Annotated in this window: 9 protein-coding genes; 3 read left to right on the top strand and 6 right to left on the bottom strand. The window is 55.1% G+C overall.

Going from position 1 to position 14,713, the window contains the following annotated elements:
* Positions 1-25: 25 nt before the first annotated feature.
* Positions 26-1,900 (top strand): hypothetical protein, encoded by a 1,875-nt coding sequence (locus tag ABJK56_RS12710; RefSeq protein ID WP_347245040.1) that lies wholly within the window; start codon positions 26-28, stop codon positions 1,898-1,900.
* 71 nt (positions 1,901-1,971) lie between these two features.
* Here ABJK56_RS12710 and ABJK56_RS12715 read toward each other — a convergent pair whose 3' ends face one another.
* A complete protein-coding gene (locus ABJK56_RS12715) occupies positions 1,972-4,005 on the bottom strand; it encodes an NPCBM/NEW2 domain-containing protein (protein WP_347245041.1) in 2,034 nt (677 codons plus the stop codon).
* 204 nt (positions 4,006-4,209) lie between these two features.
* Between ABJK56_RS12715 and ABJK56_RS12720 the strand changes: the two genes are divergently transcribed.
* Positions 4,210-4,833, top strand: a complete 624-nt coding sequence (locus ABJK56_RS12720) for an HAD family phosphatase (RefSeq protein WP_347245042.1) — start codon at positions 4,210-4,212, stop codon at positions 4,831-4,833.
* A gap of 210 nt (positions 4,834-5,043) precedes the next feature.
* Here ABJK56_RS12720 and xylA read toward each other — a convergent pair whose 3' ends face one another.
* The 5 genes from xylA to ABJK56_RS12745 all read right to left on the bottom strand — a co-directional run bounded on the left by xylA (position 5,044) and on the right by ABJK56_RS12745 (position 12,734).
* Positions 5,044-6,357: a xylose isomerase gene (xylA, locus tag ABJK56_RS12725; RefSeq protein ID WP_347245043.1), complete on the bottom strand. Its 1,314-nt coding sequence runs from the start codon at positions 6,355-6,357 to the stop codon at positions 5,044-5,046.
* A 280-nt stretch (positions 6,358-6,637) separates the two neighbouring features.
* Entirely contained in the window at positions 6,638-7,342 is a 705-nt protein-coding gene (locus ABJK56_RS12730) for a class I SAM-dependent methyltransferase (protein ID WP_347245044.1), read from the bottom strand.
* 243 nt (positions 7,343-7,585) lie between these two features.
* Complete coding sequence (locus ABJK56_RS12735; protein WP_347245045.1) at positions 7,586-9,157, bottom strand: prepilin-type N-terminal cleavage/methylation domain-containing protein; 1,572 nt, start codon at positions 9,155-9,157, stop codon at positions 7,586-7,588.
* 213 nt (positions 9,158-9,370) lie between these two features.
* Positions 9,371-10,192: a hypothetical protein gene (locus tag ABJK56_RS12740; protein WP_347245046.1), complete on the bottom strand. Its 822-nt coding sequence runs from the start codon at positions 10,190-10,192 to the stop codon at positions 9,371-9,373.
* A 25-nt stretch (positions 10,193-10,217) separates the two neighbouring features.
* A complete protein-coding gene (locus ABJK56_RS12745; protein WP_347245047.1) occupies positions 10,218-12,734 on the bottom strand; it encodes a beta-L-arabinofuranosidase domain-containing protein in 2,517 nt (838 codons plus the stop codon).
* 347 nt (positions 12,735-13,081) lie between these two features.
* Here ABJK56_RS12745 and ABJK56_RS12750 point away from each other — a divergent pair, with 347 nt between their 5' ends.
* On the top strand, positions 13,082-14,509 hold the full coding sequence (locus ABJK56_RS12750; RefSeq protein ID WP_347245048.1) for a cellulase family glycosylhydrolase: 1,428 nt from the start codon (positions 13,082-13,084) through the stop codon (positions 14,507-14,509).
* Positions 14,510-14,713: the final 204 nt, after the last annotated feature.

The raw sequence follows: 14,713 nt of genomic DNA on the forward strand, positions 1-14,713 counted from the left end.
TTGAACAAGCGGAAGAGGGTCCTCCATGATTTCAAGTGATCAAAGGTTGGCTCGGTTCCTCGTAGCCGTGATGTTTGTGGCTCTGGGAATTGCGCTTGGGTCAGATGCCTCGGGGCAAGGGGTGGAACGGACGATTCCCAGGCCCTTAGCGCATCATCCCGGCAATATTTTCCTGGAGGGGGAATCAGTTCGGATCTCGTTGCCCAAGCGGGGGGTGTGGCAACTCCTGGATGCCGACAACCAGGTCGTCAAAAGTGTCGGAGTGAATGACACACTGGTCGAACTCGGTCCGCTGCCCGTCGGTTTTTATCGACTGAAAAACGAGGATTATCCCGACTGGGTGTCCTTGGGGGTGATCGCCTCGCTCAAGATGCCGACTCCGCAGACTTCCCCCATTGCGTTGGACGTGGCGATGAGCTGGTTTTATCCGGAGGACCGCATGGCCGATGTGGCGAGCCTCTGTGCCCTCGTCGGAGTCAATTGGGTTCGGGACCGGTTGTCCTGGGCTGAGGTGGAGCCGCAACGGGGAGAATTCAAAACGCGGACCCGCTATGATGCTGCGGCCGAGATTCAATCAGCTGCCGGACTCAAGGTATTGCAGGTTTATCACGCTTCTCCGAAGTGGGCGAACCCCGAAACAAAACGCTTTCCCATCGATTTGCGGGATTGCTACAGGTTTTTGAAAGGCGTTGCTGCCCGGTGGAAGGGCAAAGTGCTCGCTTACGAACCGTGGAATGAAGCCGATATCGAAGTCTTCGGTGGACACACGGGAGCAGAAATGGCGTCGTTGCAGAAGGCCGCCTACTGGGCGATCAAGTCGGTGTCACCCGACACGATTGTGTGTTGGAACGTATTCGCCACGAGCAATGCCGCTCATTTGGAAGATATTGCAGCCAACGATGTTCTGCCCTATTGCGATACCTTCAACTTCCATCATTATCGACCTCTCGAAGATTATCCGTCCCTGTACGAGAGTTTCAGGCAAATTGCCGGGCCGCGCCCCTTGTGGGTGACAGAGTGTGCGCTGCCGCTTCGCTGGTCGGGCGATCCCCAGAAGCAGGAGTTGAGCGATGAGGATTTGTTTGAACAAGCCCGACGATTGGTGAAAGTTTTTGCGTGTTCGCTTCACGAGGGTACGAGAGCGACGTTCTATTTCCTGCTGCCTCATTATGTGGAGGGACCCACCCAATTCGGAATTATCCGCAGGGATTTGACACCGCGTCCCGCCTATGTGTCGCTGGCAGCCGTGGGAAGGCTTTTGGCGGACGCGCGACCTTGTGGAAAACTGGGGGACAGAGAACTCTCAGGCTACCTATTTCGGGCAGAACCGGACGGGGAGCCACGACTCGTACTAGTGTTGTGGAGTAAAGAGCCACGAACTATCGATCTACCTGTGAAGCCTGTGGCTTTGTATGACTATTTAGGTCGTCGGATTGAGAAAGTAGCCGAGGACTTAGTTGTCACATCAACCCCGATATTTGCCGTTTTCCATAAAGATTCGCTAGATCGCTTTGACTTTGTTAAGGCTCCTCAGGCGAAGCCTGTTCCGGTGGACGGTCCCTGCCCTGTCGTGTTGCAGACCCTGTGGCCCTCCAATAGGATTGAGTTGCGTCAATCAGCATACCGGGTGAAGCGGGAACAAAATAATCTGAAATTCCCAGTTTTCATTTACAATTTCGGACCGTCGGCAGCGGAAGGTACAATCCGTGTGACAGTACCGCCCGGGTGGGCCGCGGAATTTATTGATAAATGCCGCCTGGCCGCGGGTGAACGCACAGAACAGTCCCTGGAACTTGCCTTACCCACGTCCGGCTGGACGGGGGTGGCGGTGATCCGGATCGAGGGAGATTTTGGAACCCTTGGTAGGAGTGTGCTCTCGTTTCGACTTATCTCCGATTGAATCGCGCGTTACACTCCCGCGTTGGCTGGCAACCGTTTGCGGAACACGGCGCGTGGTTTCGTAGGTGATCGTCATTTCGGATGTTGAACAGCAGGTTTGATTCTGATCAGGGCAACGCCGTGGCGTCCCACTTGCGTGGCGAAGCGGTTTGGAAAGACTCCAAGGTCTTTCTGCCGCCAGAGATCCCGCACGTGCTGGGGACCTTCACACTGAAGGTCTTGCCACGAGATCGTCATCTCACGTGGGAATTCATCCAGATTGAACAATCCCACCGCCATGGATCCGTCCACCAGCGGTTTGGCAAGCACGAGCTCCTCAGGGGTTTCTCGAACGATCCGGGCTTGTTTGCCCAGAGGATCCTGGTCGATAGCGATTACCTCTCGATTGCAGAGAATGCCCAACGTAAAGTCGTCGAGTTTGGTCATATCTCCCGAGAAGATGATTGGCGCTGCCATCAGACACCACATCGACATGTGAGTGTACTGTTCATTAGGGGTCAATGGGGTAGGACGACCCTCCCCGCCAGTTCGGGCGTCGCCTACCCAACCGATGAGAATGTAATCAGGATCATTCCAGTGGCCTGGTCCAGCGTACTCCCAAAGTTTGGCGTTCTTGAGGCCAACCTGATAAATTCCCCGGTTGAGTGATCCGCCCTCAAGACCCAGGTCGCCGGTGGTCCGCCAGCAGTTACCACCCACCGAGGCTCCCCATTCCCACACGGAATCCATGCCGTACTGACACAGGTTGTAGACAATATCCCGGTCCAGCGATTTCAGGATGTCGCCCATGAGTTTGTACGGCTTCATGAAGTCTTCGCGGCTCTTGGCTTGGACCACGCGACCATAAGAGCACCAATCGTACTTCAGAAAGTCAAATCCCCACTCCGCAAATTTCTTTGCGTCGATTTCCTCGTGCTGATAACTTCCCACATATCCGCCACATGTGAGCGGCCCAGGCGAAATGTAGATTCCCGCTTTGAGGCCTTTGGCGTGAATGTAATCTGTGAGTGCCTTCATATCTGGAAACTTCTTATTCGGACGGACCGCCCCTTGTTCATCGCGAGGAGAACCACCCAGGAGTGGATCGTCTGATCCAGGTTTGACCATCCAGCAGTCATCAATATTCACATACGCATAACCAAAATCGGCCATCCCGGAAGAGACCATTGCGTCGGCCGCCGCTCGAATATCGGCATCGGAGACGCGATGATAGTGGATGTACCAGCTATTCCATCCCATGGGAGGTGTGAGGGCGAGCGTGTCTCCGACGACCAACGTCCACACACCTTCCGCGACACCGTGGCGATTCTCCGCTCTCAAAGTCACGCGATATTCGCCTCGGCTCTCAGGAGCTCGACCGCTGATAATGCCGGTACTCTCATCAAGGTGAAGGCTGTCTGGAAGATCCCGGGCAGTGAAATGGATGGGGCGTTCGCCGGTACACGGAATGCGAAAGATGACCGGGTGATTCGGCCGACATCCATATCGCTGCGGATGATTGAGGACTGGTTCCGGACCCGGCGGAGGAGTGAGTCGTATGCGGGGCTCGTCGGGAGCGGGTATGGTTGATGGTGTGGCACCTCGATAGGCAATGGTTGCCTCGGCCCAGTCCGCGTGATCAAAGTCGATTCCATCTCCTGCTGCTCCCACGTAGAGGAGAAGTTGCGTCACCCCGCGCAGCGGCACATCCACGAGTTTTGCTTGTTCGCCACCGCGCATGATACCGCTGTCAAAGACTTTTTCGCCGTCTGCGTACACGCGGAATTCCACACTCCCCCGGGTGCCTGCTGAATCATCCACACCTACTTTGGCGGTGAAGCGTTCCGCTCTTCCGTCGAGTTTGATGTAAAGCGCCGAGACCGCATGTGTTCCCACCCCATTTGTGAACGCCTGGCCGGCAATTCGCATGGGTTGTTTGACAATGTTGCGGTTGACCTGGGGCTGGCCGTAACCCTGGGACATGTACGACAGGTCCAGTGCAGAAAGTGCGATTGTCTTGAGTTCCTGGGTGTATGCTGATGAGATGACGCCGAACCCGAACAGAAAAGTCAGGGCGATACTGAGTCGTGAACAAAACCACTGCTGGTGAAGATGTGTGGCGACCATGATTCTCTTTTCCCTCCCGAGTTAGCGTGATGTCCCTTGACACATCCTGTTCTGTTTGCCAATTTAACACTTTCCCGATCGTAATTTGCACGCCGCAAGCAATGGTAGATGCTGATGTGTTTTTAGTAGTTATTTCAGCCCAACGCAAGATGGGCCAGTGTCGGCCACTTGTGGACCAGTAAGTGTGTGCCAACAGGTGCGATTATGTCGAAGACTGTCGATTTTATTTATTTCGATCTGGGACGCGTCATCATCAATTTTGATAACGACCGGATGTGCCGGCAGATTGCCGAAGTCAGTGACGTATCGCCGGAGCGTGTCCACGAAATTCTGTTCTCTACTGGGCTTCAAAGGGCATTTGAGCTCGGCCAAATCTCGCCCCAACAGTTTTATGAGGAGTTTTGCCGATTGAGCGGACGCTCTGTGCCGTGGGATCAGCTTCGCCAAGCAGCGTCTGATATCTTTTGGATCAACACGCCAATGTTGCCCGTGGTGGCGCAACTTCAGGCGCGATGCTTTCCCCTGGGGATTTTATCCAACACGTGCATCACCCATTTTGAGTGGTGTCTTGAACATTTTGCTATTCTGCGGCGAGGGTTTCGTGTCTATGGGTTGAGCTGTGAATTTGGACTGTTGAAACCTGATCCCAAGATATTTCTGGCGGCAGCCGAGAAGGCAGGCGTTGCGCCCGAGCGTATCTTCTTTACCGACGACATTCCCGCCCACGTCGAGGCCGCCCAGCACGCTGGATTTCAGGCTGTCCCTTTCTTCTCTGCGCGACAGATCGCCAAGGAACTTCGCAGTCGCGGCGTGCGCTTCAACTACTGAACAGCTCTTCATATTCAAGCGGGAGAAAGCCGTGGATGGCGTATTGTAATGATCCATCAAGAAAGTCAAAACGGTAGGGGCAACGAATCACCCCTACCGTTTTTAGATATTTACGTCCAACAACTGGCATGGAGAGCCGAAGCCCCGAAATCGTCTCTGCAACCTGCGGTGTTCTGGTGGGGGTCCAAAGACGACTGCTGATGGCCGGCTTCAGAAGATATACCGGTTCACAATGTTTTCGAACAATTCCTGCCGACCGCTCTTGTTGGGCGAGACGTCGCCCTTTTCCAGCATGTACTTTTCGAGAGTCTTGAAGTTGTGCTTGCCGGCTTCGATTTCGGCGCCGATTCCCGTGTCCCAGGAAGAGTAGCGTTCCTTGAGCAGTCGCTGGAGTTCACCGTCGGCACGGATGGCGGCCGCCACCTTGAGTCCTTTTGCGAAGCAATCCATGCCACCAATGTGGGCATAGAACAAATCGATAGGCTCGAAACTTTCACGGCGGACCTTGGCATCAAAGTTTACACCACCCGGCGCGATTCCGCCATACTTCAAAAATACGAGCATAATCTTAGTCGTGAGATAAACGTCGGTGGGGAATTGATCGGTATCCCATCCAAGCAACAGGTCGCCTGTGTTGGCGTCCACAGAGCCCAGAAAACCTTGCATTCCCGCGTACTCGAGCTCGTGCTCGACATTGTGGCCGGCGAGTGTGGCGTGATTCGTTTCAATGTTCAGCTTGAAATGCTTTTCAAGGCCATAAGCACGCAGGAAGTTGATGCACGCGGCGGCGTCGAAATCGTATTGATGTTTAGTGGGTTCCTTCGGTTTAGGTTCGATATAGAATTGACCGGTAAAACCGATCTCTTTAGCGTAATCTACGGCCATATGGAGGAATCGAGCGAGGTTATCCAATTCTCGCTTCATGTCTGTGTTCCAGAAGGATTGATAACCTTCTCGCCCGCCCCAGAACACGTAGCCTGCCCCACCCAGTTCTTTGGTGACTTCGAGAGCTTTCTTGACTTGCGCCGCAGCATACGCAAACGCGTCGGCGTTGCAACTCGTAGCCGCTCCATGGACATACCGTGGATTGCTGAAGAGGTTGGCAGTACCCCAGAGTAGTTTGACGCCCGTGCGGTCCATTTCTTCCTTGATGACCTTCACGACGGCATCCAGATTTTTGTTGGTCTCGGCAAGAGTTTTGCCTTCGGGGGCGACGTCTCTGTCATGAAAACAAAAGAAGGGAGCCCCCAACTTTTCACAGAATTCAAAAAACGCTTTGACACGGTTTATGGCGTTTTCAATGGTGTTTTCGCCAGTGTCCCATGGCCGGATCATCGTTGGAGCACCGAACGGGTCCGCGCCGGTTCCGCGCATCGTGTGCCAGAAGGCTACGCTGAAACGAAAGTGCTCTTTCATCGGTTTGCCTTCCACCAGTTCGTCGGGATTGTAATGGCGGAAAGCAAGCGGGTTGCGCGAATCGGGACCTTCGTACTTGATTTTGGTCACTTCTGGAAAAGCTGCCATTGCTGCGACTCCTTCTTTAGCCTTCACAAATCAACGCATCCGAGATACAGGGAACGACGTAGCATCATTCATGCTTCGGGTAGTTGGAACATATCCTGGCATATTCCGGCACGCCTCGCAAGAGGGACCGACCGGACACGGCGGAACTGCAAGCCGTGAAGCTATGTGGGCAAGCTCAACAAAAGATGGTTGACGCTCACAATCAAGCGTCATCCGGCATGTTCTGCCGCGTCGTTTCACCCCAGCTCGCCCCACAGGATCGATTATTCGAGTGACACAATCACTGCTCAGGGGCTCGCTCAGCGAAAAAGACTCTTTGCTGCATAAAAATCGCAAGGTAGTGCTGCGTGCGTGGGATGAACCACACTTCGACGGGAACCCATCCCCCTTCCTCAGCTTCCCGAACCAAGGTGCTTAGCGGTGTTCCATGGTCTTTACCCCGCAGCGCGATTTGGGGATACGTTTCAATCACAGCAACACGGCCTAAAGGCGTTACCGTTTTAGCGAGTTCGCGCCAATAATCGATCCGCGTTTTCCCATCCAGGTGGTGATAAACCTGGGAGAGAAATACCAGGTCCACTGAGCGTTCGGGCAGCCCTGGGCGATCGCGGGGACAGAGATAGGGTTTTACATTGGGATGATCGTGCAGCCGTTGCTTAAGTTGATCCACGAGTTCCTGTGTCACTTCCGCCGTGTACACAATGCCCTCAGGCCCGACTTTTTCGGCAAAGTGGGCTGTCCACCAACCGTCGCCCGCCCCCAAATCCAGGATCCGGTCGCGGGGCTGAATGTCTAGTCTCTGCAGAATGAAATCAACATGTGCCCGATACGCATAGCCGCTTCCGTCCCGCTGGAGGAGGATGCTGGGGTCGGGGACCCGGCTGGATTGGATCAGAGGGCGGGGTGCCTCTTCTCCCTTGGCCGCCGCTGCGATGAGCACGAGGATCGCGGTGACGGCTACCCAGAGAATACCCTTACTGGACATAGTGACCTTCTCCTGACGAGCAAGGGATCAAATTTGGCGCTTCCAAAACGCTGCCGCGCTTGTGCAGGTTCAGTGAGCAAGAGCCGCGCAATCACGGCCCTTTCATGGTACAGAGACGATTGCCTTCAGCAAGAGGTCTGCCGCACGATGTCGCATCACTCACCGACAGTTCAGACACCGACACTGGCCAGCTTCCCGCTCATTCTCGTTTAAACAGCCAGTGTCCGCACGCCACCAAACGGTTTACTTGGGGAGGAAATCCTGCACGATTGTCACCTGACGAATCTGACGACTGTCAGGCTCGAAAACGCGGATAGTCACCTGGATGCCACGGCAGGGAGCAGGATAAGGTGGGGGAGCTTCCCATTCTGCGTAGTCGTCGACGAGGCCATTATTGTCGTTATCGAAGCCATCGGTGCCAGTATCGGGGCCGTTAACCCCGTCCTGGTCCAACCCGTCCTTTTCATAGTGGATAGACCAGGTGTCATACACGGCAAGGGTGCCCAACTTCGTCTTAGCAAGCGGATAGTCCGAAAACGTGGAAAGGGGGCCGACGGCGGGAAGCTGCGGATGATAGGCCAGGTCTACGTACGCCCCGCCAGCCACCGGCTGTTGCGGCGGCATCACGAGGTAAGAAAGATCACCTGAACGGAGTGCCGCACCGCCGGCGGTGGTGGTCACAGGCGCTGTCGGGTCCCAGATCTTCACATCAAATGCAATCACATTGGTGAGGACGAGGTCTTCCGACTCCCGATAAAGCTGCCCAGCATTGTTAAGCAGACCGGTTTGCGTATCAACCTCCTGGAAGGGAAACGGGTTGTTCCAGAAATCGAATACCCCCATCGGCCCGGAAAGCTGGGTAAGCGGGACTGGCGGCAGGACGCCGTTGGCTAGCCACGCGGTGCCCATGTTGGCCGAGGCACTTTCCGCGAGAGTAGGAAGCCCCAAGGACTGCCAACCTGGGACCCGATGCGGATGGAATGGAAAAGACACGAGGTTGCGAGGATCTCCCGTACGATGGGCGTAACGGTTTTCGGGCTTGGTAAGGTCTCCCAGCGTCGAGAACACCCATCCGCCCCTGTTCACGTCATAATGGGCGGCAATATCATAATATCGCCGAAAGTTTTGCGCCCCGTTATCACCGGCGGGGATCCATTCGCCCGGATCCAACAGGCCATTCTTGTTGAGATCGCAAAGTTCCATGGCTTTGGGGGCCACGAGCCGAACCTGCCTGTACAGGCGGTTTCCGCGTACAAACCACGCCACTTCGGCTGTGTCCGAGTAAATCGTGTTCGGCTGTCCATTGATGAGACACCGGCCAACGAATGGTTCTCCGGTGGACCGCGTGGTGAACATCAGGATGTCGTCGTTGTCGCCTACCGTGGGATCAGGCAGGGGGTTGCCGGTGCCATCGACATCATCCAAATTGATGGCCACAAGGGGATCGTTGACCTGCATGATGGGACGGACGCGATGGTTTTGTCCCACGGGGCCTTCAGTATATTCAAAGTACCCCTCCTCATTAGCCGGATCCCGGGGCGGGATGGGGAGCACCGTGAGCCCCCGGAAATCCGATCGCAGCAGTTCGGCAGCCGAACGTAACCGATCGGAGGTTTCCAGCATGGCTCGTGCCTGGTTAATACTTTGCATCACAGAAGCGAACACCGCGACCACTGCCCCCAGCATGATGAGCGAGATCGCTGTTGCGAGGAGAATTTCCACCAGCGTGAATCCGGCACGTCGCGAGCGAATCATAGCTGCCGCACAAGCTTGAAGAGGGTTTTTAACCGGGCCGCGCTCGAAAAGATCGTCCATTGCTGAAACCTCCATCCACGTCTCTTTTCCTCGACCTCAGCGCTGGCCCGCGGTACGTTATCTTATTGCGTGGTAGCTCTGCTTTTGGCTAAGGGTGCTTGACCTACGGTGCGGGAATACTCCCGCACTTCCCTCCCTTCTTAACTATATTCGACTTCCTGTTGCGAAGAAAGTCAATGTCGGCGCGGCGGGACATTCCCCCTGGTGGCCCTTTCATCGCGGTACGGGAATATCCCGCCGGGTCAGAATCGCTGCGGCGATCAGATGGCCCACCAGGCCGATGAGTCCCAGCGGAAGGTTGTAATGGAGGGAAATCCGAGCACTCTCTTGGCTGAAGATGAGGATTTGCGGTTCAAAGAGTGTCATGAACGACAAATACTTGAGCCATTCACCCGCCGTCCACAGACGTGCCACCAATTTAACGATGACCGCGGCAAGGAAAATAACGGTCGCAAAGGCCAACGTTTTGCCACGACTGGAAGAGCACGCAGAAATTGCCGAGGTGATGCCGGCAAGGGCGAAAGCCATCATAGCCAAATTAAGCGCTGCTAAGTGAAATCGGGTAGTATCAACTTGCTCCGTAAGCCGGATCTGGTGGCATCCTATCCACAGGCCTGCCCACAGCACCGCCGCCAAAGTCATTGCTCCGAGAAAGGTTAGGATTCCGGGGATGCAAACCCAGACTGGTCGAGGCATCGGCAGCGTGAGCAGTACCTCAAAACGTCCTGACTCGATTTCACCGCTGACCATTTCCGAACCCCGTACAAGAGCCCATCCGACGAACACAATCATCGGCACAATGTGTACGAACACCAAACTGATTCTCCCCGTCGGGCTCAGGAGTTCCTTGACCGATACCGGCATCAACTTGTGCACAAAATTGGGGAGCATATCGAGAAATGTGGACCACAGCCCCATTTGGATGAGACTGTTCATCCAGACAAACAACCAGGCAAACGCGAACAACAGAACAGCACTGACAAGCAATTGCCAGCGGGCATCACGGATGATTTTGATCCAAATAGCAGAATTCATAGCAGAAAGATCAACGACACCTCACCTAGTTGACTTTCCATTCGAGAATTCCCGCAGAAAACCCAGGTCGTAGCTTGACGAGCAGACGAAGTCGATTGGTTTTCACGGGATCAAAAACAAGCTCGTTGTACCGATCTTTTTCCACGCCGCACTGTGCCTGCGGCTTGACTGGTTGCCAATTCTTTCCGTCCCACCATTCCACAAGGCACCGTTCGGGGACACGGCACTGACCATGGCCCGTGTCGTCATACCAATAGACGGCCACATTAGAAACTTGACGTGGTGTGTCAAATTCGTACGTGACCCACTCTTCGGTACCCCGATGGGGCCACCAGGTAAAACGCGGGATGTCCTGATCGAAAGAGTGCTTCGGTTCCAGACCGTCGCTCAGGGCAGCGACGGTGTCGCCCGAGAAACAATGGGATGCCTCGTGGGGCGGTTTGCGAGGTTCCTTCCAAATAACCGCATTCGGACCTTCGCCGATCACTGGAAATGCACTAATTCGCAATCGGCCGCAACCCATGGGGATAAGATCCAGATCGACGATCGGTCCCTCACCTCGCACCGGGCTCGGCTGAAGGGGCGCCACCAGGCCAAATTCATCCAACTTCCATTGTGGAATTTTTCGACCTTTGGCTTTTATCACAATCGGAGCAGCTTCCGGCGTAAACGGCTGGGAAACACCGTCCCAGGGCTGGGAAATGGCCACGAAACTACCTTCCGGATTCTCGGAATCCAGAACTAAGCCGTAGTTCCACTCGTTTTCTGGATAAATCTCCCAGGCGGGCCATCTCTCGGTGCCGCCGCGGCGAACGTAACGCTCGCTGAATTTCAGGGAAAATGTCAATGGCCCATAGTTTACTGAAACGCTCTCGTGATTCTTCTCCCACCGGGTGATACTCACGTGTCGCTTCAGCTCCAGGATCACTTTATCGCCGGACTCCCACGTTCGCCGCAAAACGATCCACCGGCCGCCCTCAGAAGCACTGTAGCGGAAAGCCTCATCTTGCTTCCCAGAGCGCACCCTTACCACGGCCTCGCGGCACCATGTGGGAATCCGCAGGTAAAGGGGAAATGCGACGGGCTCGGGGCTCTCGAGGGTAAATTGGAGAGTGCCATCAAAAGGATAGAGGGTTTCCTCAAGAATCTGAACTTCCACCCCGGTCTTACCTACCCGTGCCTTAACCCGGCTGGGAGCATAGAGGACGGCTGCCAATCCGTCGCCCGGAGCTGCCATCCAGAGGTGCTCTGTAAAATACGGCCAACCATGAGACACGTTGTGCTGACAGCAACGATGCCCGTAGGGGTCGAACAGAAACATCGGCCCCGAGTTTTCAATGCCTGGAGCTTTATTGGAAGCATCGGACACCGCCAGATTGGGCGACGTGAGATACCGGAGGGCCTTGAGATCCGGCGTCATTGAGGCCGGGAGCGAATTAAACGCTACATCTTCGCATCGGTCGGCCCAAAGCGGATCGCCGCTAATCCGCACGAGCAACTCGCAGGAATACATCATTTCCACCATGGCGCAAGTTTCCGCGGCCTGACGAGGATCGCTGTAGCCCGGCCGACAGTTTTCGTCTGCCCCGTAAAGTCCGCCAGGGACCTGTCCGTAGCGTTCGCGGACCTCCCGGTAGTTATCATAGGCTCGTTGTAATAGTGCTCGATCGCCTGCCTGTTGATAGTAAATACCCGGGGCCCGAAACCCCTGGGCGATGTTCACACCGTGCCAGTTGATGACGCCTTGGTCCCAGCGGGCACCACAGCGATGAATTTTCTGAGCCAATTCCAGGAGGAACTTGTCGCCTGTCAGGTTGTACAGCCAGTACACGCTTACCAAATTGTCACTTGCCCGCATGGCCTGCCAGTAAGGAAGGAGAAAATCCTCGTCGGGTTGCTGAAGTTCCCATTGAAAATATTTCCGCATTGCTTCGATGACCCGTTCGTCGTGGGTGTATTCGTAGTAAGACTGGAGGACGTGCAGCATGATCATGTTGGGCCACACATCCGGCTTCTTGCCGCGGGGTGAATTGATCATCTCAAGATTTCGTCGTGGTCCAAGCCAACCATCCTCCCGCTGACCTTGGAGAGTGGGTTCAATCCACCGCCGGGCTTCGGCTATCATCTCGGGGCGTTCCAGGAGATAGGCGAGATCACCGTATCCTTTGAGCCAATACGGAACTTCCTCCCAAAAGCTCCGGTCGCCCTCACCATGCGGGTCCAGCCAGGCATTCCCGTCCGGCGCAAGAAATCGACTCAATTCGTGCAGGTGGCCGATAAACCCGTCGGCTTCTAGCTGCAATTGAGTCTTTAACCACCCTTCCGCTCTGACGGCCCCTACTGGAAGTTTTACCAGCGGGCTGGGTAGGAGCGGGGGGCGATTAGCCGGGTAGTGATGGATGCCCAGCTCTGTCGGTGGGCGGTCGATCACGTCATATTCGGTTGTCATTCGGTCTTCGCCAATGCCGACGCCAGCACAAGTGAACGGCAATATTACGGCCGAAAGGACGAAAAAAATACGCCAGAGTGTGGTCAGCTTCATCTGGGATGGCCTCCGCTTGGGTCAAAATGAGGTGGATTGAGGTGGATTGGCGTGCTGCGTTAGTTTTTCAGTAGATAGTTTATCCTACTGAGAACTCCTGGGCAAGTCTCAAGTGCCCGTCTCCATAAACGCGGCGAGCGGTTTCGTGAGAAATCAACGTTCCACCGTCTCGTGATGCCCCACGCATCGCCCCTTGTGTTGTGAGCTGGTGTTCACATCTCGAGAGGATACAATAGCGCACGGTAAACGTTACAGCGATGAAAGTGGATGATTCCCATAGACACAAGTACCAAGGTCATGCTGCGATGAATCACCATAGCGAAAAGTCGGTCCAGGGGTTGCTATTTATGCTTACCAGTGCAACTGTGCTGGGGATATGGACCGGGGACAACAGTTTGGTTATCGCAAAAGATAGATTAGCACTGGAAAAAATTCGGGTTGATGCGGGGCGGCGATGTTTCGTCACGGAAGATGGGAAGACGTTCATACCGTTCGGCGTGAACTACTTCCGCCCGGGTACCGGTTGGGCTCCGCAAGTCTGGAAGAAATTTAACGCGGCGGCCGTCCGTGAGGATTTCCGTCGGATGAAAGAGTTGGGCATCAATTGCGTGCGAGTTTTTCTTACCTTTGATTCCTTTTATCGCGAACCGGGACGGCTTGAGACGTTCGGCCTCGATCGCTGGGAAGAATTCCTTTCCATCGCAGAGGAATACGGAATCTATGTTCACCCCACAGGGCCGGACCACTGGGAAGGCCTTCCGGCCTGGGCCCGGAGGGACACGATTTCGGATCCGGACGCCGTTTCAGCGCTCGTGGAGTTTTGGAAGCTCTTCGCCAGCCGATATCGTGACCGGCCCGTTATCTTCGCCTACGATCTTCGCAATGAACCAAGCGTACCTTGGGAAAACTCTGAACTTTTGCATCGCTGGGCTGACTTTTTGCATTGGAAATATAGATCGCCACCAGCGCTGGCGAAGGCCTGGGGCGTCGAGATCACTGAGGAAGCCTGGAACAAGCCGAAGATACCGCCGCTGGATGGTCCACGGCAGGCCATTCTTGATTATCAAAATCTTCGCGAGGAGGTGGCTGATGAATGGACCCGGCGTCAGGTCGAGGCGATTAAAAGCGTCGATCCACAGGCCCTGGTCACGGTCGGCCTGATCCAGTGGAGTGTACCAGTACTGCTGCCGGACCTCCGAAGCTATTCCGCCTTTCGACCCACTCGTCAGGCGCAGTTTCTGGATTTCATGGAAATCCATTTTTATCCGCTTGCCCTTGGATTCTACGAATATCGGGGTGAAGAAGATCGCTTGGCCAATTTAGCCTACGCCGAATCGGTGGTTCGAGAGGTCGCTCGATCGGGAAAGCCTGTGGTGGTGGCCGAATTCGGTTGGTATGGTGGCGGACAACTGACGATCAACAACGGGCGGCATCCCCCTGCCAGCGAGGAGCAGCAGGCGGCCTGGTGTCGCGAGTTGATCGCTGCTACGCAAGGGCTGGCCTGCGGCTGGCTGAATTGGGGGCTTTACGATCACCCCGAAGCACGGGACGTCACCCAGTTGACTGGCTTATTCCGTGTTGACGGAACCCCAAAAGCCTGGGCCCGCAAATTTCGCGAGTTAAGTGCCGAAATTGCCACCTGCTGTGTACAGCTGGCAGAGTGGGAGCAAACTCATCCCCGACCTGCGTTTGATTTTGACCAAGCGATATGCGACCCCAATTATGCCCTCCAGTTCCGCCAGCAATATTTGGAACGTTTCCGGGCAACCAAATAGGTGATGGAGCCTAGCTTTTACCGACGGGAACATTTTCTCCGGAAATGGCACCGGGATTCAAGCAACGAATTGACGCCGTGAGAAGAAAACGAGAAGTGCGATGATGGATTTGGCATCGCAAATCAGTCCGTCCTGGAGGGCCATTTTACATTGTTCAACTGTGGCAATTTCCACACGAAGATCTTCATCCGGTTCTAAATGAGG

This window comes from Thermogutta sp. (genome assembly GCF_039793925.1).
In the GTDB taxonomy this organism is placed as follows: Bacteria; Planctomycetota; Planctomycetia; order Pirellulales; family Thermoguttaceae; genus Thermogutta.

Coding starts and splice junctions, on each gene's coding strand:
- ABJK56_RS12710 (WP_347245040.1), top strand. CDS start 26: ATGATTTCAAGTGATCAAAGGTTGGCTCGGTTCCTCGTAGCCGTGATG.
- ABJK56_RS12715 (WP_347245041.1), bottom strand. CDS start 4,005: ATGGTCGCCACACATCTTCACCAGCAGTGGTTTTGTTCACGACTCAGT.
- ABJK56_RS12720 (WP_347245042.1), top strand. CDS start 4,210: ATGTCGAAGACTGTCGATTTTATTTATTTCGATCTGGGACGCGTCATC.
- xylA (WP_347245043.1), bottom strand. CDS start 6,357: ATGGCAGCTTTTCCAGAAGTGACCAAAATCAAGTACGAAGGTCCCGAT.
- ABJK56_RS12730 (WP_347245044.1), bottom strand. CDS start 7,342: ATGTCCAGTAAGGGTATTCTCTGGGTAGCCGTCACCGCGATCCTCGTG.
- ABJK56_RS12735 (WP_347245045.1), bottom strand. CDS start 9,157: ATGGACGATCTTTTCGAGCGCGGCCCGGTTAAAAACCCTCTTCAAGCT.
- ABJK56_RS12740 (WP_347245046.1), bottom strand. CDS start 10,192: ATGAATTCTGCTATTTGGATCAAAATCATCCGTGATGCCCGCTGGCAA.
- ABJK56_RS12745 (WP_347245047.1), bottom strand. CDS start 12,734: ATGAAGCTGACCACACTCTGGCGTATTTTTTTCGTCCTTTCGGCCGTA.
- ABJK56_RS12750 (WP_347245048.1), top strand. CDS start 13,082: ATGCTTACCAGTGCAACTGTGCTGGGGATATGGACCGGGGACAACAGT.